Source organism: Acinetobacter sp. CIP-A165 (assembly GCF_000367985.1).
GTDB lineage: Bacteria > Pseudomonadota > Gammaproteobacteria > Pseudomonadales > Moraxellaceae > Acinetobacter.
Genome location: NZ_KB849202.1, coordinates 93,259 through 113,080 on the forward strand (window position 1 = coordinate 93,259; position 19,822 = coordinate 113,080).

Below are 19,822 nucleotides of genomic sequence, written 5' to 3' on the forward strand. Positions count from 1 at the left end.
AATCAGATCATGCTACCATGAGCGCACTGTTTCGTGCCACGTTCAAATCATGTCAATTGAAAAATTTAGCGTAGAAAAAGTTTTATCGGTACAGCGTTGGACCAGCAACCTTTTTAGTTTCACGATGACTCGACCAGCACACTTTAAATTTACCGCAGGGCAGTTTGCTCGGATTGGTTTAATGGTCGGTGATGAGCTAGTCATTCGTGCCTATTCCGTGGTGTCTTCGCCATATGATGAAACCTTAGAGTTCTTTTCGATTGTGGTACCCGATGGGGCATTTACCTCGAACTTACAGCATCTAAAAGTCGGTGATGAACTTTATCTCGAAAAAATATCTTATGGGTATCTAACACTGGCTCGTTATCAACAGCCATTGCCACAAGATTTATGGTTGTTGGCTACGGGAACAGGTTTAGCGCCATTTCTTTCTATGTTGCAAGATTTTGAAACGTGGAACAAATATCAGCAAATTACCTTGGTTTACAGTGTCCGAACTGAGTCTGAGTTGGCGTATATCGAGCGTATTCAGGAGATTGCGGAACTGTTTGGTGAGGGACATTCTGGGTTTAAATTTGTGCCGATTATCACTCGCGATCCAAATGCAGCTTTACATGATCGTTTGCCAATACTGATTGCAAATGGTGACTTAGAAAAGGCTGTAGGACTGTCATTCAATCCTGCCAGCAGTCATGTGATGTTATGTGGCAACCCACAAATGGTCGATGACACCAAAGAAGCATTAAAGCAGCGTGGTCTCATTATGAATCGGCGTGGTGTGGGAAATATCGCGGTAGAGAATTATTGGTAATGAGCCGCGATTGTAGCGGCGCAAGAGCGATTGTAGCTCCGCAAGGCGATGTAGCAGTGAGCGAGAGAGGGATATATTGTTAATGAACAAACATATCCATAAATTCACGGATTTCTTGAATTGCGGTCTCAACATCTGTAGAGAGCCAAGTCGGTTCAAAAATCCCCGTATAATGCTCTAAACGATCTTGTGGGACGACCAAGCGTACAGGGCAATCCTCTTCCAATAAGCGCCACGGTAAAATTGGAACTTCATTATCTAAGAAAGGCAGTACATTGCGAATATCAACAATCATCGCATTGATACAATCAGGTAATGGCATCACTGAAAGTTCTTCTGTTCGACGTCGAAAATATTCCAAATCCCCCCATTTTAGGATATAGCTTGGCTTATTGAACTCAATAATTCCAATCAAATGTTCGTCGCGTGTATGGTGCAAAAAGCATTGATGCGTGACATCAGTGTCTAATTCAAGAGAAACGCGCTGTTGGCTATAGGACATAAAGCAGAATATTAAAGAAACGAGGAGAAATATTATAGCTTATTTTTATCGCATTCTAAAATCGCATATATTTTAAACAAAACGTCAAACAATAAAAAGTAGAGTTCTGCAAACAAGACAACGATAGTCCGATGTTTCTTCACACAATGCAACATTGCGTACTGCTAAGATGAAAGTCAAATAAGTAATAACAAGAGGGCTAGCTGCGATGCATGATTTTAGTAAGCCAAAACCACATGTAGAAAGTAAGGAAGATACAGCGCGTAAACGGAAACTACCTGTCTATATGCTCATTATTGTTGGTATCTTTCTGATCGCGCTGCTTGTGTTTATGCTCGCTGATCATTCAGCCAAACCAACTGCACAGGTAATTATGCCTTATGTGCAGTCGTTGCTACTGAATGCGTAGAGCATCATTTAAGACCATATTCGATGAATATTTGAGTAACCAACGCCCTTTGGTATAAATCAAGGGGCTTTTTGCAAACTATTACATACTTTTTGTTGTATTAGTGATGCGGTTCATTGATTGGGAAATAGACAAAAACTAAGGTTAAAGCATCCATACACTATGTGCTTGCTTATAAAGTGATCATGATTGGATCGTACAAAATGTAAAAACACGACATGACATAAGGATAACAACATGAATGAATTTTTTAGAGATCCTTCCCAACGTGGAGGATTCGATGCAATGTATTATTGGGATCAATTTCAGCCGATTTTAGCTGCAATTGCGATCCTGCTAATCGGGTGGATTATTGCATTGGTCATTGCGGCAGGTGTAAAGAAATTACTGCAAAAACTTGATACCAATAATAGATTGTCATCTGCGACAGGCAGTACACCGAATATTGAGGGTATTGTTTCCAAAATTGTATTTTGGTTCATTATGATCCTTGCTGTTGTTGGGGCATTAAACGTGCTCAATATCAATAGTATTAGCGATCCGTTTAGTAATATGGTGGGCAGCGTCTTACTGTTTATACCGCATCTTATTGCTGCGATTGTTGTTGGTGGACTGGGTTGGCTTATTGCCAGTTTAGTACGAACAGGCATCACGCGTGTACTTGCACGAACTGAGCTTGATGAAAAGCTAAGTGGCGAGGTCGGTGTCGGTTCGCTCAGTAGTAATATTGGTGAAATTATATACTGGTTAATTTTATTACTTTTCTTACCAATTGTTTTATCTATCTTGGGTTTAACCGGTTTATTGATTCCTGTGCAGAACATGGTGAACGAAGCAATTGCTTATTTACCAAGTCTGTTTATTACTGGTGTGATCATTTTTGTAGGCTATATCCTTGCAAAAATCGTTCGTGGAATTGTGGAAGGCTTGGTCAGTAGTGTGGGTCTACAAGCACAAGCTGAAAAAGTGGGATTATTTAAAAATTCAAGTGTTGGTAAATTTTTAGGCTCTTTTGTTTTTGCTGTGATCATGATTACGACATTGATCATTGCATTTGAGGCATTAGGGGTAGATGCAATTTCTCAACCTGCAACAGCAATGCTCAATGACATTATGTTGGCGATACCACAAATCATTGCGGCGATATTGATTTTAATTGTTGCATACGTGGTCTCTCGTTTTGTCGGACGTTTAGTTGCTGAACTCATTTCAGGGGCAGGTGTTGATGAAGTTCCAATGAAGCTGGATGTGCAGCGTTTCCTTGGACAAACACGTGTTTCTGATGTGGTTGGCTATTTGATCGTCTTCTTTACCATGTTATTTGCGGTATCAGAAGCTGCAAATCGACTTGGATTGGAACAGGTGAGTGTACTCATCGCCATGTTCATCCAGTTTGGTGCAAGTATCTTACTTGGTGCTGTGATTTTGGTGATCGGTTTCTGGCTGGCAAATGTCGTTGCAAATGTCGTGCAGCGTGGTGAATATAATTGTTCACGCTGGTTGGGTACGCTGGTTCGTATCTTGATTATGGGCTTAGTCATTGCAATGGGCTTAAAAGCAATGGGCATTGCAGACTCGATTGTGAATTTGGCATTCGGTTTAACGCTTGGTTCGGTCGCTGTTGCATTTGCACTGGCATTCGGATTGGGTGGTCGTCAACCCGCTGAACGTTTACTTGGTGATTTGCTCGATAAAGCAAAAGCGGATGCGAAACAACCAAATCCTTTGCATAAAAATGAGACTGTTTCACCTAATACTGTTCAACCGACACCGCCATCTCCACCACATTCGGATGAATAGAAAAAATAATCTTTGATTTTTTTTGCCAATTCGACCACTCTTAGCGAGTGGTCGTTTTACTTATATATGAATAAAAAAATTTATAGGAGAATGAAATGAAGAAGCCAAATCGAGTATTCGCGCCGATTATTATTGCAGGGATCACTGTAGGTTTTTTGGCGAGTGCTTATAAATTTGTCTTTGCGAAATCAAATGCTGAAAAAGAACAATCAAGCTCAAACGCACGCAAGGCATCTTCTTCAGAAGCAGAAAAGACTTCCGAGCATCGTTGAAGTTCTGAGCCAGCTCTCGATTGATGTCGTGGTTTAAACAAATTGGGCGGCAGCTTGTGCTGATGACCATGCCCATTGGAAGTTATATCCTCCCAAGTGTCCCGTTACATCAAGCACCTCACCAATAAAATATAAGCCCTTCTGTTTTTTACTTTCCATGGTTTTCGATGAGACTTCGCTTGTATCTACACCACCGAGGGTGACTTCGGCTGTGCGATAACCTTCAGTTCCAGAAGGCTTGACTGAAAATGCATGCAATTGTGCTGCGATTTGCTCAAGTTGTAGATCACTGATATTGCCAATCGCCGTCTCGCTTTGCTCAGCCCAAATCAATTGTTGTAATTCAAGTACGATACTTTTTGCGGTGAATTCATTAAGTAGGGTACGTAGTAAAACTTTAGGCTGTGTTTTTTTCTTTTCTTTAAAGAATTGATTGAAATCTTGGCTTGGGAAAAAATCAATGTTGAAACGTTCACCGATATGCCAGTAATTTGAAAGCTGTAATGAGCTTGGCCCACTTAAACCGCGATGCGTAAACAGCAATGCTTCAGTAAATTGATGACGTTCATTGCTCAAACTTACATCCAAGGCATTACCACTTAAGCGCGTGGTGACTTCTTTAAATTGGTCTGAAAAAGTAAATGGAACTAACCCTGCGCGAGTTGGGAAGACGTGATGACCGAATTGTTGTGCAAGTTCATAACCAAAACCTGAACCGCCTAAGGTTGGAATGGATAATCCACCTGTCGCAACAACTAAGGATTCACATTGAAAGGTACCTTGATTGGTGTCGATAAGAAAGCCAGATTCTTTTTGTGCCTTCACACTTTGAACCTCACAATGCGTTTCAATGTCGACTTGTTTGGTTTTAGCACATTCTGCAAGTAACATTTCCAAAATCTCTTTTGCACCTTTTGTGGTGAAAAGTTGTCCATGTTTGCGCTCTTCATATTCGATGCCATACTCACAAACCAAACCGATGAAATCCCAATTGGTGTAGCGTGATAGGGCAGAAATAACGAAGTGTGGGTTTTCAGAAAGAAAGTTTTTAGGTTCAACATCTAGGTTGGTGAAGTTACATTTACCACCACCTGACATTAAAATCTTTTTACCGACTTTATTGGCTTTTTCGAGTACCACAACCGATCGTCCACGTTTTGCAGCCTCAGCAGCCAACATCAAGCCCGATGCACCTGCACCTAAAACAACTACATCAACTTGATGAACCATGAGTATTACTCGGTAGACGAAAAGCGGCCGATTATAAAAGATTTAAACAAATTTTAATATGTAGAGTGCTTGACTAGAAAAAATGTTTTTATTGCAAGGTATGTTATAAACATAACTTTAAATAAGAGGGCAATATAATGAATGATAAAACAATTTTAGGTCATAATCAGCCAGAAAACCAAGATCAATTGAAACAATATACACTCATTATTTATGTATTATATGCTGTGAGCATCATTGTTGGCTTAACCTGTATTGCTGCAATCATTATGAATTATATCAAACGTGATGAAGTACAAGGGACATGGCTTGCTAGTCATTTTGAATGGCAAATAAAAACCTTTTGGGTCACTTTGATTGCAGGTGTGATTGGATTCGTGTTGTCTTTTATCCTGATTGGCATTCCAATTCTATTGGCAGCGACGATTTGGTTTATTTATCGTATTGTGAAAGGATTGATTGTATTCAATGATAACAAGCCAATTGGCGATGGTTGGTTTTAATGACAATGTGAAAGCGATGACAAAAGCTATCAGATGATAGCTTTTAATTTACCTTGTAAACCACCTGTATGAATCACCAAAATTCGAGTATGTGCAGGGAATTGATTTTGTTGAATTAAATCAAGTACACCCAACATCATTTTAGCCGTGTAAACTTGCTCTAAGGGAATCGCATATTGTTCTTCAAATTGCTGCATAAATTGTAGTAGCTCAGGTGTGGTTTTGGCGTAGCCGCCACAACAATAAGCATCGGTGAGTGACCAATTATTTTTATTCGTCCATTTCTGAATGTCTTGTTTCAAAAAATCCCCTTTTAACGCAGAAAAGCCTAGGATGTGCTGATGATCAGCACTGCTTTCGATGAGGCCTGCAATCGTTCCTCCTGTCCCCACTGCACAGCAAATCAGATCATAATTTTCTAAGTCATCGGCAGATAGAATTTCCTGTGTACCTTGAATGGCGAGGACATTGGTTCCACCTTCAGGAATAATCAAAGCTTGGGGATATTGTTGCTGTAACTGTTCTAAGTATTCAGCTTCATGGCGCAAACGATATTCAGCACGACTGACGAAATGTAACTTCATACCAAAGTCATGCGCTGTTTCTAATGTTGGATTTAAGCGTTGTGAGGCTAATTCTTCACCTCGAATGATGCCAATACTATCAAAACCAAAATGTTGTGCTGCATAAGCGGTCGCAGCAATATGATTTGAGTATGCTCCACCAAAAGTGAGCACTTGTTTTAAGCCTTGTTGTTGAGCAGCCAAAAAATTGTATTTGAGTTTAAAAAATTTATTGCCTGAAATTCGAGGATGAATTTGGTCTAGCCGCTTGATGGTCAGCTGAACAGGATAGGGCAGTGCTAATGTTTGATAAGGAATGGGAAAAGCAATGTGATCAAACATTTCATTGAGCTAACAATTAATTTGATCACATTGTAAATGGATTTGATTGAGAATGTCAGTGTTGCTTTAAGAGTCGGTATCCACAGAAGTCACCACTGACATACCTGGACGCAAGTTCTCTATGCCTTTTTGATTCGGATCAATAGCGATACGTACGGCAATGCGTTGCACCACTTTGGTAAAATTACCCGTCGCATTATCTGCTTTCAATACACTGAACTCTGAACCTGCGGCAGGTGAGATTTGCTCAACATGCCCTGTAAACTTTTGATGATTCATCGCATCGACAGTGAAAGTGGCTTTTTGTCCAATTTTCATATTGGCGATCTGCGTTTCTTTAAAATTTGCAATCACCCACGTTTGCTTTGGAATTAAATAAAGCAATTGACTGCCTGCTGCGACGTATTGACCCACACGAGGATTCACTTCGCCTAACTGACCATCCAATGGTGCTTCGATGGTACTGTAATCCTTCGTCGTATTGGCTTGGTCAAGCTGAGCTTGTGCACTATTTACTTGTGCTTTTAAGCCCATCTGCGCAACTTGAGCTGTTTTTAATGCTTCTTGAGCCACTAAAATATTAGCTTCAGCTTGCTTCAGCAGTGCAAGATTGTTTTGTGCATCAGCCGCCGCTTTGTCTTGTTCTGATTTGGAAGCAGCACCACTATTGCCCAGTTGTTGATAACGTCTCAATTGTGCAATAGATAAATCATATTGTGCTTTGACTTGCTCCAATTTTGCCTGAGCTGCGACAACATCGGCTTGGCGTTGGGCGATGGCTTGAGTTTGATTGGCGAGGCTATTTTGTGCTTGCTCGACCTCTGAAACGGCTTGTGTGACTTTCTGATCATAGGTTGTCGCATCAATATGCATCAGCACTTGACCTTGTTTCACCTGATCAAAATCTTTGACCAGTACATCTTTGATATAGCCATTGATTTGTGAGGACAAAATCGTGGTTTTGCCTTTGACATAGCTATTGTCGGTTTGTTCAATCGCGGTGTGAAAAGGACCAATTCGCCATGCCCATAAAATGATAATAATCCCCACGAATAAGACCACTAACATCCACCATAGTGTTGAGCTTTTAGTTTTGATGAGTTTGCTCGTAGGTGGCGGAGGCGGCGGCATTTGTGCCACAGCATCTGGCGCTTCTACTGGTGTAGCGGGCTGTTTTGGCTCACTACTTTGGGGTAGCTCATTTTTCGGTTTATCTTGTTCTTCGGACATAATCTTTTCTCAATCAAATGTTCAAGTAGGTGAATTGGCCGTTTCTATCTTTTTTCGCGCGATGTATTTGTCACGCATATACTTAAATAAGCCCCATACGAATAAAATAACAGCAAAGATGCCATTGAGTATAATGACGTCGTTATAAGCACGGACCTGAGCTTCACGCGTTACCACTTGATTCAAGTTTTGCATCGCTTGCTTATTTTGTAATACAGGATCAGTGGTATTGATCATGGCACTGTGTTGATAGCTCTGTAAGCGTTGCGCAACAAATGGGTCTGTGGGGTCTAAACTGCTATTGATTTCGACCTTGTAATCGTAGGTATGACGTTGTTGATAAGTGTTGAAGAATGATGAACCAACCAGACCACCAAAGTTTTGAGTGGCGGTGAATAGTACGATAAAGGTCACGACGTACTGCGGACCACGTTGTAAAGTGCGTAAAAATCCCATCAACAATAATGGACCAATAAATACACCACCCGCAAAACTGACCAAGAACTGACTTCGGTAGAAATTCGCAGGGCGAACATCACTGGTCAGGTGATAGTCGAGTATGCATGCAATAAAAATCAGAATTTCTGCAAGGAACAGATTTAAGATCAAACGATCTTTATGAAAGGTGAGTGCGCTAAATACAGAACCCGCAATTGTTCCACATAAGATAACGCCATAGAGTGGAACAAATTGGTCAGGACCCATGCCCATTGTTTTTAGAAAATTAACAGCAGCATAACTTTGTTCGGACATAAGTAGCCGTAAAGCAAAAGCACTAATGATAAAACCGAGTAAATCACCCGTTGCGAGCCAACGCGTCATAATCAGTGGATTACGACGATAATGCTCATAGGTTAGACCCAAAACAATCAAACAAAAGCCAATGATCAAGGTATAGGCCAACCACGGGCTATTGAACCACCACAGAATCGGACCTTGTGTTAACACGATACATAAACAAGCAAAACCAGGGGCTAACAGCGCAAAAGTAAAAAAATCTTGTTTTTCAAAAACTTCTAAACGCAAGCTACGAGGTAGTTTGAGTGCGACGACCATGGCAAAACAACAAATAGCCAAACCGAGCTCAAAGGTATAAATCACATCCCATTGATTGGCACTCAGTAGAAATGGAGAAATAATCCATGCCAAAGGCAAGCCGAGTTGCTGAAAGCCGAAAGCGAGATAAATCCCTTTTGCCATATCAGCCTTACCAAAGGCTTGCATGGTGTAGTACATCCCCAGCGAACTTAACGGTGCTGCGGCTAAACCTGCAATAAACCGAACAAAAAGCGCCATTTCATAGGTTTTTACAAAGATGTGTAAGATCAGGACACCAATAAAAACCAATAATCCAATTTCTGAAAATAAACGCAGTCCATATTGTTGTCGCGCTTTGAATAAGATCAAATTTGAGCTGACATTTGCCATTACATAAGCGGCAGGTAACCATGCTGCTTGTGAGGGTGTTAAAGCATATTCACCTTGGAAAATTGGTAAATTAGCGATAATAAATCCATTACTTAAGCTCGCAGCGATACAGATAAATAACCCAATAATAAAATAAGCAAAGCGTTTTGGTGTGGCATGTGCGATTGCGGCAGGCGAGCCGGGTAGTGTTGGGCGCTCATCAGCAGACCAATCAGGGGGAGTTTCAAGATAGCGAGGTGTTTTATCCATTTTATGCCTCAGACTAAACTTTAATACCGTTTAATAATAATTCTATTGCTCGTTTAGCCAAACGAACCTGATCTGATGCGTTATGACCTTGAAATGAAGACCCTAAAATCGCAGCAATCATGGCAAAATCTTGTGTTGTTAGATCTGGGCGGCATAAATGATGTTGTATGGCTCGATCAATGAGTGGTTGTAATGCTTTATCACGCCGTGCATAAATGTTTAGCATGATTGGGTCTTGGCGATCAATGATACGCCAGTAATCAATCAGTACAATCAGATGAGGGAGCTGTTCAATATGACCTTCAATCAAGCGAATGAAACCATCATCAAATTCAAGTAAAGCTTGCGCTCTTTGTTCTAAACGAATGATGGCTTGTTCGAGTAGCGCAATGATTAATGCTTTGCGATCAGCAAAATTACGATAAAACGTTGCACGTCCAACACCTGCATGATCAATAATCGCTTGTAACGGTGCATGTATGCCTTGTGTTCGGAAAATTTCCTCTGCTGCATTGAGTAGCTCATCACGGTTATGGGCTGCCTGTTGTTGGCGATTTAACATGACTTATAATCTAAGAATATTTACATGATATTTAACGGACATTTTTGTCCGAAGTAAATTTAAGTGATTTTGATTTTTGTTTTAGTTCAGTAAAAGCGTGCATCGATCTACAACACACGCTTATTGTTATCAATCTTTAAAATGGGTTGGAATCCATTGATAGCTTTTACCATCTGCCGAATAAATATGCCCAATACCCGGAAATGGTAAGTGTGGTGCTGCAATGGTTTGTCCATTCTTGGCAAAATTGGCAAATTGTTTTAGACGGGTCTGAACGGCTTTTTTCGGATCAATATCGTATTCAATTGCAGTTTGAGGTTTATCAAATTGCACAGTATGAGAATGAACAATATCACCAATAAACACGACACTTTGATCTTTAGTTTTTAGCTCATAACTATAGTGTCCCGGGGTATGTCCTGCCGTGTTGATGACTTTAAAGCCTTGAACTTCATCACCGAGCTTAAATGTTTTAAAGCGTTGTTTCGCTTGATAGGGTGCAATAGCTTCCTTGATCATTTCGACTGTGCTTAAGTAGTTGGCTTGTTTGTCTTTTGGTAGTTTTGCCGCTTGTTTTGGATCTAACCAATATTTAGCTTCATCCTCAGATACATAAACTGTGGCATTGGGGAAATTAGCTGTGCCTTTTTGGCTGATTCCACAGACATGATCTGGGTGTAAATGAGTGAGTAAAATCGTATCGACCTGTTCAGGTTTATATCCTGAAGCAACTAGGTTTTTCAAAATAGAACCAAGATGCGCACCGAAGCAACTTTCAGCACCACTATCCACTAAAACCAATGATTTGCCTGTATTGACGAGGAAAGCATTGATTGAGGTTTGCACGCCTTTGTCTTGATCAGCATAGTATTTTTTTAAGATTTCTTGGACTTGTTGTGGCGATATATCTTTAAATAAGCTTGGCGACATAAAGTTAGTGCCATCGAGCAAGGCAGTGATTTGTACATCACCAACTTGGTGTTGGTAAAAACCTGAGACTTGTTTTTGTGCTTGGATTGAAGTTTGGGGCGGGGTAGCGGCAAATGTTGTAAGACTAAGGAAACTTGTACTGATCAAAGCTGATAAGAGGATTTTATTCATTGGTAAAATTTCTCAAAATTAGTTGAATTGTCTGTTTTTTAGCATGTAATGAGAAGCCTTACATCTTTATTTAAATATTAATTGTAAACCCAAATTATAATATACAAGAAATAAATTACTTACTCGTAGTTACTAATGTTTAATATTTTCTTCTGTTTAAAGTGATTTTTCCAGTTTTCTCGTGATAATTTATTTTCTTGAATGAGTTTTACTAGAAAAACAATCCATTCATCTTGATATAAGTAATCCTGATGTGCTTCATCATATAGGCAATATCTGGGATTGGTTTCAAATGGGTCACTATCTGGACTAAAATCAGGATAAGGTCTAATTTTGAAAATACATAGAAGTTGTTTATGATCTGCATGAGTAATTTTAATTGTTGTTCGAGAGTTAACCTCACTTAAAACTTTCGTGGGTTTTAACTTGCCAATATTTACAGCTTCAATCTTAATAACTTTATCTTTGATAATTGCAGTTAATTTATCAAATTTATCTTTGTCATCATTAGATAATGAACTCCAATTAACAAATTCAACAGCTAAGTCATTCTTATTACTATTAGATATTTTAGGGATTTGTATTAATTTAATACTATATTCTTGCGAATTATAAATATCCTCACGGAGATGCTCACGATATTTTTTTACAAATTCAATTAGGTCTTTATACTCTGTAGAAAGTAACTGTTTACTAGCTTTCTTTTGTTGAGATGTTCTTAGCCTAGAGAACTGTAAGGAATATGCTAGGCTTTCATTGATCGCGTAATCTTCTCCAAAAAGTTTAATTAGTTCATTTTCATAATTGTATAATAATGCTTGGCATTCTCCAAAAATTGTTAATCCAATTTCATCTTTATCTATTGTTCTATGTTCAATCTTGTTTCTTAATTTTATGAAAAACTCTAGGTTTGTTTTTACAGGATCTGACAAGTTTCCGTATTCTTTTATGCAAGTTTTTAGTTCCCATGCTTTTTTATCACCATCAACAAGTTTGTAACGTCCATTTCTCTCTTTATAAAAATAAGTTTCACCAATTGTTAGGTTAAAGTGAGATTGAAATAATCTAGTCCAAGCCATCACCATGTGAGTGATGAATGTTTCTACTCGAAAAGGTGCTCTTGGTTTATTGTAAATTTCAACAGCTAATAAAGCACAATCAATTGAGCTTTCTAACAATGATTTTGTTTTTCCTTTTCTTAGTAACGGAGTCTTCATTAGTTTAATAGGGCTTTGTTGCACAAAGATTTGAAATGCAAAGCGCCCCTAATTGAGCCAAATTTAAGGCGTAACTTGGGTAAGTGGTCGACCTAATTCCGTAAATCTGTTAAGGACTGCTACACGTGCATGGATCTCATTCACTTGGCTTTGAAAGCTCCTTGCACTCAGTTTATCGCCCAATAATTTAATGCAATGCATCTTGGTTTCTACCAAACTTCGCCGATGATAGCCTGACCATTTTTTCCATAGTGTCCTGCCTAAACGTTTAACTGTTCGAAGTAATTCATTTCGTTCTAGCGAGCTACTCTTTGTATCTTTCCATGGGTTCGCATTTTTTCTAGGTGGAATCACCGCATGCGCTTGCCGATCTGCAATGACCTGACGGCATTGCTTGGTGTCATAAGCTCCATCGGTATAAACAGAGTCAATCTGCTCATCTTGTGGAATCTGATTAAGTAAATCACCAAGCACCTGTGAATCACTGACATTATTGGTTGTGAGCTGAATAGCGCGTATTTGTAGGGTTTTGGCATCTATACCAATATGTAGTTTACGCCATTGGCGACGATATTCAGCTCCATGTTTCTTGCGTTTCCATTCGCCCTCACCTAGAAACTTCATGCCTGTAGAGTCTACGAGTAGATGCAGCCCATCGCTACTTTTTTGGTAGCTGATTGCAATATCAATATGCTTTTGTCTTCTACAAAGCGTACTGTAATCTGGTGCTGTCCAATTTAATCCGCAAAGTTTAATCAGACTTTGCACAAAGCCAGTGACCATACGTAAAGACAAACGGAATAGAGATTTAATCATTAAGCAGCATTGGATAGCTGCGTCGGAGTAGGTTTGATTTCGCCCTTGTTTGCCTTTTGATGGAGCATACCATTGCGTAGCAGGATCAAACCAAATGGCAATATTTCCGCGACTCATGAGTGCTCGGTTATATGCGGGCCAATTGGTTGTGCGGTAGATTTTCTGTGTAGGCTTCTTCATTTGAAAATTATATCGCTGAAAAAGCCTTTACAGATAGGTTTGTGCAACAAAGCCGTTTAATAGTTAAAGTGATTAAAATAAGAAAATATCATTAAAATTCTTTTTTTGTTAATAAAAATTATTAGTGAATCAAAAAAGCCCCTACAACGTAGAGGCTTTTTTTATCTAAGATTTTAAAACCTTAAGACACTTTATCACCAGCTTTAGCGCCAGATTCAGGTGAAATCACCCAAACACCTTCGCCATTACCTGCGGCAAGCACCATACCGTTAGAAATACCAAAACGCATCTTACGTGGAGCAAGGTTTGCCACCATCACCACCAATTTGCCTTTTAAGTCTTCAGGCTGATAAAACTCACGAATACCACTAAACACATTACGTGGTTCAGCTTCGCCAACATCCAAAGTCAATTGAAGTAGTTTGTCAGAACCATCGACAGTTGAAGCTTCTAAAACTTCAGCTACACGCAGGTCAACTTTCATAAAATCTTCAATACCAATAATTTCAGCTTCACCCACTTTTGGTTCAGGCTTCTTCTCAGCTTTCTTCTCTTTTTTCTTTTCCACTTTTGGCGCTTCTGCCGTAGCGACTAAAGAATCTTTAGAAGAATCAACCATTGCAGCAACTGCTTTCGGGTCGACACGTTGCATTAACGGTTGGAATTGAGCGATCTCATGTGAAACTAAGATTTGCTTACGTGATTCAAAATTAAAACTTTCAAGTTTTAAGAAAGCCTGAACTTGTGCAGCAAGTGTTGGTAATACAGGGGATAAGTAAACTGCAAGCTGACGGAAAAGGTTGATACCCACTGAGCACACATCATGAACTTGTTGTTCTTGACCTTCTTGCTTGGCAAGTGCCCACGGTTTTTTCTCATCAATATATTGATTTGCTTTGTCCGCAAGCGCCATGATTTCGCGAATAGCCGCAGAGAATTCACGAGCTTCATAGGCTTGAGCAATTGAATCGCCCGCATCAATAAAGCTTTGCACTAACTCCGGCTCAGCACAGGTATTTGAAAGGGTGTTGTTGAAATTAGTATTAATGAATTTCGCACAACGGCTCGCAATATTCACCACTTTACCAACAAGATCCGAATTCACTTTTTGAACGAAGTCATCTAAGTTCAAATCAGAATCTTCAACTTTGTCTGAAAGCTTAGAAGCAAAGTAATAGCGTAAATATTCAGGATTTAAATGCTGTAAATAAGTTTCAGCTTTGATGAATGTACCGCGAGATTTCGACATCTTCTGACCATTCACAGTCAAGAAGCCATTGACGAATAAACCAGATGGCGTACGGTAGTTTGCGCCTTCAAGCATTGCAGGCCAGAACAGTGCATGGAAGTAAACGATGTCTTTACCAATGAAGTGATAGACTTCATTTTCTGAATCTTTTTTCCAGAAATCATCAAAACTTAAATCAGGTCGTTTGGTTTTGATGTAGTTTTCAAAACTCGACATATAGCCAATCGGTGCATCCACCCAAACATAGAAATATTTGTTAGGTGCATCAGGAATTTCAAAACCGAAATAAGGCGCATCGCGAGAAATATCCCAATCAGATAAACCTGCTTCAAACCATTCATCTAGTTTGTTGGCAATCGAAACAGGTAAACGACCTTGGTCACGGGTCCATTTCTGTAAATATTCTGAGAAATTTGGCAGTTTAAAGAAGTAGTGATCTGATGATTTTTCAACTGGTGTTGCACCGCTCAAGGTTGAGCGAGGATCAAGAAGTTCAGTTGCGTTATAGGTTGTACCACAGACTTCACAGGCATCGCCATATTGATCTTCAGATTTACATTTAGGGCATGTACCTTTAATGAAACGATCCGAGAGGAACATGCCTTTTTCTGGATCAAATAGCTGATTTACAGGACGAATCGCAATATTGCCTGCTTCACGGTTTTTAATATAAATTTCTTCTGAACGTGCTTTGTTTTCGTCACTATTGGTTGAATCATAGTGATCGAAATGTACGCCAAAGCCATCAAAGTCACGGATATGTTCTTTTTGAACGTTGGCAATCTGTGCTTCTGGGCTAATGCCATTTGCTTCGGCACGCAGCATGATCGCTGTCCCATGAGCATCATCCGCACATACGTAAGTCACGTCATGACCCATTGCACGCATCGCACGAACCCAAATATCTGCTTGGATATAACCGAGTAAGTGACCCATATGGATAGGACCATTGGCATAAGGAAGGGCATTGGTGACTAAAATTTTACGCACGGATATTGTTCTCTCATTCGTATTTCAAGGTGGATGATTTTACATGACTTAACACCGACTTGCACAAGGGAATCGGTGAATTCTTTAGAGATCACATACTCTGCATTTGTTTAACGGTTACACTGTGCTTAGAATTTTTTCTCAACGAAATGATTTTGCCTTTAGACAGGAAATGAATGTGATAGCTTTTTAAGCTATTGGTCTTTGGATCAACCGTGATTTCAGCAAATAAAGGTGTTTGCCAAAGTTCATCACTACCTAAAGTACCTAACCAAGCTTGAGCTTTAATCGCAACCGAATACTCATCTTTTATCTCTAAATCGCTGATGCTCATCTCGCTACACCAATGCACGGTTGTTGGAAATTCTACTTTTGAAAATTTCCAACAAATCGAAAGTGCTAAGCTTGTTGCAATTCCAGCATAATCATTGCTTTCATTATGAATGACAGGAAGTAATTGTTCTGCCAAATCACGCTCAAAAGAATCAATCATGCTTTGGATTCTTCTTTTACTTGAAAGAATGTACCTTAAGCGCTTTTCTTGTGCTTGAAGTTCATGTTGAATTTCTAAAAGTTCGTTTTCATTCATATTTAAAGCTTTATAAATAAGGTTAAGATTTCGATAGTGCAAAAGTATATCTGATCTATTTTTTTATATTGTGAATAGTTTTTAATTGAAATTTAATGGGTCTAAAAATGATCGAAACAGCTCGACTACGTTTAAGACAGTGGCGAGCAGAGGACTATGTATCCTTTGCCGCAATGAGCACCAATCCACAAGTTATGGAATATTTTCCAAAACTGCTGACGCGAGCAGAAAGTGATGCCTTGATCGATAGAATGAAGTCGATTATCGAGACTCAAGGTTGGGGCTTTTGGGCAGTTGAGTTAAAGCACAACCAGCAATTTATTGGTTTTACTGGTTTACATGACCAACCTACCCAGTTTTCTTTTTCGCCGTGTGTGGAAATCGGATGGCGACTCGATCAAGCGTATTGGGGGCAGGGATATGCACCAGAAGCAGCTCAAGCGGCTCTCACATTCGCTTTTGATCAGTTGAAATTAGACAAAGTTGTGTCATTTACCACACTAGGAAATGAAAAATCGCAAGTGGTGATGAAAAAGTTGAAAATGAGAAAGATCACAGAATTTCAACATCCAGCTTTGGAATCAGATCATCCTTTAAGCTGGCATGTCTTATATGAGATCTCTAAAAATGAATTTCTTGAAGTAAATTAAACGTTATTCATTGATATGCTTTTTATATCCAAAAATTCATAAGGTTATCAATCAGAAATGATTTGAATATTCCTGTATATCCTTTGTTTCAATTTGCTGCAATCACTAAAAAATCAACATAAACGCGGTATAACTAAGTTTGCTCCAAACAATTTATATTTACCTATAAGTGAGGAATTACGATGACAAATGAAAAAATTGATGAGTTAAAAACTCAAGCAGCCGACTTAGGTAATGATTTAAAACACAAAGCAAAAGAAGCGCAGTTACAAGGCGAAAAAGCAGTTGATGATTTAAAGCACTCAGCAGAGGAGCTAAAACTGAAAGGTGAAAAAGCATTGGATGATCTTAAAAAAGATGCGTCTGAGCAAAGTAGCGAAAGCAAAGAGGCTTTTTCTAATAAAGTGGATGAAATTAAAGCTAAACTTGAAGATACCCAACATAGCGTTCAAGATAAATTTGACCACTTAAAAGAAGAAGCAAGTCATAAGTTAGATGATGCAAAAGTAAAAGCGGCTGAATTGAAAGACGAAGCTGCTGCAAAATTTGATGATCTCAAAGCTCAGGCAAGTAGCAAATTGGATGATTTAAAGAAAGCAGCAACGGATACTATAAATAAATTCAAAGGCTAGTTGGTTGATTAAATTTAAATAACTGATGCTCATATCTTATGAAGAAATATGCTGTAAAAAATAAGCAATTGTCTTCTTTGATATGAGCGTCACTTCTTCGATCCTGCTAAACTAACCAAACTCAGTCCTCTGTTGATCTGTTTTTGGAGTAAACAAAATGTCGTGGCTTTCTTCCTTAAAATCTGTTTTTTCACCAGCACAAGAAGTGAAGGAAGACGAGATTCAAACAGTTCTACAAAATTATGTATTACCTGATTCAGAAAATGGCTTAAAAGATCGGATTAGCCAAGTGAATGTGCAAGGTCGTATTTTGCAACTGACGATTAATACCTTTCCTCAAGAAAAAGATCATTTACAACAAATCCATGATGAACTTGCTGAAGCCTTAGAAAAATGTGGCATTCAGGAGTTAAACCTACATGTCATTCAACAAAAACACGCTGCACATGGCGAAGTGGGTCATAGCTGTTCATCTAAGCCTAAAGCGGAAACTGCAAAAAATACAAAACTACCGCCTGTGATGGATGCGTCCGCAAAAGTTGAAACAGACCCAAATAACCCACCTATTCAAAAAGCGGCACCACAACAGCGTGACATTGCAGCTCATCCACGCATTCAAAATGTTATTTTGGTGTCATCGGGTAAAGGTGGTGTAGGTAAATCAACCACCACAGTGAATCTTGCACTTGCACTACAAAAAATGGGCTTAAAAGTCGGTGTTCTCGATGCCGATATCTATGGCCCAAGTATTCCAACGATGCTTGGAAATGCAGGTCAAACACCTCAAATTGAAAATGAACATTTTGTGCCTTTAGATGCTTATGGCATGGCAGTTATTTCGATCGGTCATCTCATCGGTGCGCATAATACGCCTGTGGCTTGGCGTGGACCAAAGGCAACAGGGGCATTGATGCAATTGTTTAATCAAACGCTTTGGCCTGATTTAGATGTACTGGTGATTGATATGCCACCGGGAACAGGTGACATCCAATTGACATTGGCACAGCGTATACCTGTGACAGGCGCAGTGATTGTGACAACACCTCAGAATGTGGCACTCATGGATGCGGTGAAAGGGATCGAGCTGTTTAATCGCGTCAACATTCCAGTGCTTGGTGTGATCGAAAATATGTCGACACATATTTGTTCGAATTGTGGTTTTGAAGAACAAATTTTTGGGATCGGCGGCGGTGATCAAATTTCTGAACAATACCAAATTCCATTACTCGGGCGTTTACCTTTGGATGGTAAAATTCGTGAACATGCGGATCAAGGTAAACCAAGTGTAATTGCGCAAGATGCTGCGGCTGAAAGTTTTATGGCTATCGCTCAAGCACTGCTTGAGCAAATGGAAAAATTACCAAAGCATCAAAAAGATGACAAACGCATTTTCTAAATAAACCGATTTCCAAACTTAATGCTTTAAAAAAACCAACATCATGATGTTGGTTTTTTTATGTGCTGAGCAAAATGATTTTTTGATTGATAAGAATTAAAAATATACCAACGAGTAAAAACTGGCATGTGGATTGCTTATTTTCTCTTTTCGATTGAGAGTGGATGAATGATGCATTTTAAACGGTTTATGGGGATTGTCAGTGTTTGTACAGCTTTGTTCTTGAGTGCTTGTAACGGGGACGGCGATTCAGGTTCTCAGCAAGCGCGAGAAAAGCCCCAATTGCAGCCTATCGTGATACAAGGTGCATTGCCGATTGAATCTGAACGAATGGCTTCAAAATTAGACAGTGTTACAGTCGAAACGATAGGAGGTTGGACGTTTTGGAAGGGAAGCTATAAGGGTTATCCCATGATTATCTCGAAGACCCGAATGGGCATGAGTAATTCAGCCGCAGCAACAGCGATTGCCATTCAGCATTACCAACCGATTGCGATTATAAATCAAGGTACTTCAGGCGGACATGATCCTGATTTACATGTGTTTGATATTGTTCTCGGAAAATATACGACCAATATCGGTGCATTCAAAACACCTCATCAACCCATAAATGGCGGTTCAAACTCACTGACATGGAACGAAGCATTTGATGTACTTCCTGATGATGAGTCTGATCCTGAACCGATTGCGATACGCAAGTTTGAAGGGGATCCAGCCTTATTGGTTGCGGCCTATAAAGCCAAAGCAAACTATAGCAAAGGCCAAGTTGTAGAAGGTACGATTGGCTCGGCTGATGTTTGGAATAATGAATTAGATCGAATTAATTTCTTGCATAGCACATATGGTACTTCTGTTGAGGAAATGGAAGCAGCATCGGTTGCACAAATTGCATATCAATTTAAAGTGCCATTCCTTGGCATTCGGGTTTTATCCAACAATATTACTAATAATGGCGCTTATGATCCCGCTACAGGTGAAGCGTGTCAGGATTATGTCTTAGATGTTGCGGAACACTATATGAAGGCAAAAACTGAAACTAAATAGAGATAGGTGTTGCTAAAAAGCTGTCTCATCACATGCTGAGACAGCTTTTTAGGTTTT

Annotated in this window: 20 protein-coding genes; 9 read left to right on the forward strand and 11 right to left on the reverse strand. The window is 39.4% G+C overall.

Annotated features, from left to right (window positions below; translation table 11 throughout):
• Positions 1-49 precede the first annotated feature (49 nt).
• On the forward strand, positions 50-811 hold the full coding sequence (locus tag F991_RS06060) for a ferredoxin--NADP reductase (protein ID WP_004669872.1): 762 nt from the start codon (positions 50-52) through the stop codon (positions 809-811).
• A gap of 79 nt (positions 812-890) precedes the next feature.
• On the opposite strand, the gene F991_RS06065 is transcribed toward F991_RS06060, so the two are convergent.
• Positions 891-1,313, reverse strand: coding sequence for a hypothetical protein (locus F991_RS06065; RefSeq protein WP_004669873.1), 423 nt, complete (start codon positions 1,311-1,313; stop codon positions 891-893).
• A gap of 208 nt (positions 1,314-1,521) precedes the next feature.
• On the opposite strand from F991_RS06065, the gene F991_RS06070 reads away from it, so the two are divergent.
• The 3 genes from F991_RS06070 to F991_RS17650 all read left to right on the forward strand — a co-directional run bounded on the left by F991_RS06070 (position 1,522) and on the right by F991_RS17650 (position 3,794).
• Positions 1,522-1,722, forward strand: coding sequence for a hypothetical protein (locus F991_RS06070; RefSeq protein ID WP_004669874.1), 201 nt, complete (start codon positions 1,522-1,524; stop codon positions 1,720-1,722).
• A gap of 237 nt (positions 1,723-1,959) precedes the next feature.
• Complete coding sequence (locus F991_RS06075; protein ID WP_004669875.1) at positions 1,960-3,522, forward strand: mechanosensitive ion channel; 1,563 nt, start codon at positions 1,960-1,962, stop codon at positions 3,520-3,522.
• A gap of 95 nt (positions 3,523-3,617) precedes the next feature.
• Positions 3,618-3,794 (forward strand): hypothetical protein, encoded by a 177-nt coding sequence (locus F991_RS17650; protein WP_004669876.1) that lies wholly within the window; start codon positions 3,618-3,620, stop codon positions 3,792-3,794.
• A 33-nt stretch (positions 3,795-3,827) separates the two neighbouring features.
• On the opposite strand, the gene F991_RS06080 is transcribed toward F991_RS17650, so the two are convergent.
• Positions 3,828-5,024: a BaiN/RdsA family NAD(P)/FAD-dependent oxidoreductase gene (locus F991_RS06080; protein ID WP_004669877.1), complete on the reverse strand. Its 1,197-nt coding sequence runs from the start codon at positions 5,022-5,024 to the stop codon at positions 3,828-3,830.
• A gap of 137 nt (positions 5,025-5,161) precedes the next feature.
• On the opposite strand from F991_RS06080, the gene F991_RS06085 reads away from it, so the two are divergent.
• Positions 5,162-5,527, forward strand: a complete 366-nt coding sequence (locus tag F991_RS06085) for a DUF4870 family protein (RefSeq protein WP_004669878.1) — start codon at positions 5,162-5,164, stop codon at positions 5,525-5,527.
• A gap of 29 nt (positions 5,528-5,556) precedes the next feature.
• Here the strand turns inward: F991_RS06085 and F991_RS06090 are convergent, their stop codons facing one another.
• From F991_RS06090 to F991_RS06130, 9 genes are all read right to left on the reverse strand, one after another.
• Positions 5,557-6,432: a 1-aminocyclopropane-1-carboxylate deaminase/D-cysteine desulfhydrase gene (locus F991_RS06090; protein ID WP_004669879.1), complete on the reverse strand. Its 876-nt coding sequence runs from the start codon at positions 6,430-6,432 to the stop codon at positions 5,557-5,559.
• Between the two features lie 66 nt (positions 6,433-6,498).
• Positions 6,499-7,662, reverse strand: coding sequence for an HlyD family secretion protein (locus tag F991_RS06095; protein WP_004669880.1), 1,164 nt, complete (start codon positions 7,660-7,662; stop codon positions 6,499-6,501).
• Between the two features lie 21 nt (positions 7,663-7,683).
• Positions 7,684-9,339 carry an MFS transporter gene (locus tag F991_RS06100; protein ID WP_004669881.1) on the reverse strand — a complete coding sequence of 552 codons (1,656 nt, stop codon included), beginning with the start codon at positions 9,337-9,339 and terminating at the stop codon, positions 7,684-7,686.
• 13 nt (positions 9,340-9,352) lie between these two features.
• Positions 9,353-9,901, reverse strand: a complete 549-nt coding sequence (locus tag F991_RS06105) for a TetR/AcrR family transcriptional regulator (RefSeq protein ID WP_004669882.1) — start codon at positions 9,899-9,901, stop codon at positions 9,353-9,355.
• A gap of 129 nt (positions 9,902-10,030) precedes the next feature.
• Positions 10,031-11,002 carry an MBL fold metallo-hydrolase gene (locus F991_RS06110; RefSeq protein WP_004669883.1) on the reverse strand — a complete coding sequence of 324 codons (972 nt, stop codon included), beginning with the start codon at positions 11,000-11,002 and terminating at the stop codon, positions 10,031-10,033.
• Between the two features lie 119 nt (positions 11,003-11,121).
• The gene (locus F991_RS06115; protein WP_212749348.1) at positions 11,122-12,243 is read right to left on the reverse strand and encodes a DUF3644 domain-containing protein; all 1,122 of its coding nucleotides are present in this window, start codon (positions 12,241-12,243) and stop codon (positions 11,122-11,124) included.
• Between the two features lie 39 nt (positions 12,244-12,282).
• A complete protein-coding gene (locus F991_RS06120; RefSeq protein ID WP_017396695.1) occupies positions 12,283-13,215 on the reverse strand; it encodes an IS5-like element IS17 family transposase in 933 nt (310 codons plus the stop codon).
• Between the two features lie 181 nt (positions 13,216-13,396).
• Positions 13,397-15,454 (reverse strand): methionine--tRNA ligase, encoded by a 2,058-nt coding sequence (gene metG, locus F991_RS06125; protein ID WP_004669886.1) that lies wholly within the window; start codon positions 15,452-15,454, stop codon positions 13,397-13,399.
• Positions 15,455-15,545: 91 nt separating this feature from the next.
• Positions 15,546-16,043 carry a hypothetical protein gene (locus F991_RS06130; RefSeq protein WP_004669887.1) on the reverse strand — a complete coding sequence of 166 codons (498 nt, stop codon included), beginning with the start codon at positions 16,041-16,043 and terminating at the stop codon, positions 15,546-15,548.
• Positions 16,044-16,150: 107 nt separating this feature from the next.
• On the opposite strand from F991_RS06130, the gene F991_RS06135 reads away from it, so the two are divergent.
• The 4 genes from F991_RS06135 (at position 16,151) to F991_RS06150 (ending at position 19,765) form a co-directional block, all read left to right on the forward strand.
• Positions 16,151-16,693 (forward strand): GNAT family N-acetyltransferase, encoded by a 543-nt coding sequence (locus F991_RS06135; protein ID WP_171063419.1) that lies wholly within the window; start codon positions 16,151-16,153, stop codon positions 16,691-16,693.
• 182 nt (positions 16,694-16,875) lie between these two features.
• The gene (locus tag F991_RS06140) at positions 16,876-17,325 is read left to right on the forward strand and encodes a hypothetical protein (RefSeq protein ID WP_004669889.1); all 450 of its coding nucleotides are present in this window, start codon (positions 16,876-16,878) and stop codon (positions 17,323-17,325) included.
• A 157-nt stretch (positions 17,326-17,482) separates the two neighbouring features.
• A complete protein-coding gene (apbC, locus tag F991_RS06145) occupies positions 17,483-18,721 on the forward strand; it encodes an iron-sulfur cluster carrier protein ApbC (protein WP_004669890.1) in 1,239 nt (412 codons plus the stop codon).
• Positions 18,722-18,889: 168 nt separating this feature from the next.
• Positions 18,890-19,765 (forward strand): 5'-methylthioadenosine/S-adenosylhomocysteine nucleosidase, encoded by an 876-nt coding sequence (locus F991_RS06150; protein WP_004669891.1) that lies wholly within the window; start codon positions 18,890-18,892, stop codon positions 19,763-19,765.
• The last annotated feature ends 57 nt before the right edge of the window (positions 19,766-19,822 follow it).

What these genes read in the sequence shown, in the direction of transcription:
- F991_RS06060 (WP_004669872.1), top strand. Translation starts at nt 50, where the DNA reads ATGTCAATTGAAAAATTTAGCGTAGAAAAAGTTTTATCGGTACAGCGT.
- F991_RS06065 (WP_004669873.1), bottom strand. Translation starts at nt 1,313, where the DNA reads ATGTCCTATAGCCAACAGCGCGTTTCTCTTGAATTAGACACTGATGTC.
- F991_RS06070 (WP_004669874.1), top strand. Translation starts at nt 1,522, where the DNA reads ATGCATGATTTTAGTAAGCCAAAACCACATGTAGAAAGTAAGGAAGAT.
- F991_RS06075 (WP_004669875.1), top strand. Translation starts at nt 1,960, where the DNA reads ATGAATGAATTTTTTAGAGATCCTTCCCAACGTGGAGGATTCGATGCA.
- F991_RS17650 (WP_004669876.1), top strand. Translation starts at nt 3,618, where the DNA reads ATGAAGAAGCCAAATCGAGTATTCGCGCCGATTATTATTGCAGGGATC.
- F991_RS06080 (WP_004669877.1), bottom strand. Translation starts at nt 5,024, where the DNA reads ATGGTTCATCAAGTTGATGTAGTTGTTTTAGGTGCAGGTGCATCGGGC.
- F991_RS06085 (WP_004669878.1), top strand. Translation starts at nt 5,162, where the DNA reads ATGAATGATAAAACAATTTTAGGTCATAATCAGCCAGAAAACCAAGAT.
- F991_RS06090 (WP_004669879.1), bottom strand. Translation starts at nt 6,432, where the DNA reads ATGTTTGATCACATTGCTTTTCCCATTCCTTATCAAACATTAGCACTG.
- F991_RS06095 (WP_004669880.1), bottom strand. Translation starts at nt 7,662, where the DNA reads ATGTCCGAAGAACAAGATAAACCGAAAAATGAGCTACCCCAAAGTAGT.
- F991_RS06100 (WP_004669881.1), bottom strand. Translation starts at nt 9,339, where the DNA reads ATGGATAAAACACCTCGCTATCTTGAAACTCCCCCTGATTGGTCTGCT.
- F991_RS06105 (WP_004669882.1), bottom strand. Translation starts at nt 9,901, where the DNA reads ATGTTAAATCGCCAACAACAGGCAGCCCATAACCGTGATGAGCTACTC.
- F991_RS06110 (WP_004669883.1), bottom strand. Translation starts at nt 11,002, where the DNA reads ATGAATAAAATCCTCTTATCAGCTTTGATCAGTACAAGTTTCCTTAGT.
- F991_RS06120 (WP_017396695.1), bottom strand. Translation starts at nt 13,215, where the DNA reads ATGAAGAAGCCTACACAGAAAATCTACCGCACAACCAATTGGCCCGCA.
- F991_RS06130 (WP_004669887.1), bottom strand. Translation starts at nt 16,043, where the DNA reads ATGAATGAAAACGAACTTTTAGAAATTCAACATGAACTTCAAGCACAA.
- F991_RS06135 (WP_171063419.1), top strand. Translation starts at nt 16,151, where the DNA reads ATGATCGAAACAGCTCGACTACGTTTAAGACAGTGGCGAGCAGAGGAC.
- F991_RS06140 (WP_004669889.1), top strand. Translation starts at nt 16,876, where the DNA reads ATGACAAATGAAAAAATTGATGAGTTAAAAACTCAAGCAGCCGACTTA.
- apbC (WP_004669890.1), top strand. Translation starts at nt 17,483, where the DNA reads ATGTCGTGGCTTTCTTCCTTAAAATCTGTTTTTTCACCAGCACAAGAA.
- F991_RS06150 (WP_004669891.1), top strand. Translation starts at nt 18,890, where the DNA reads ATGATGCATTTTAAACGGTTTATGGGGATTGTCAGTGTTTGTACAGCT.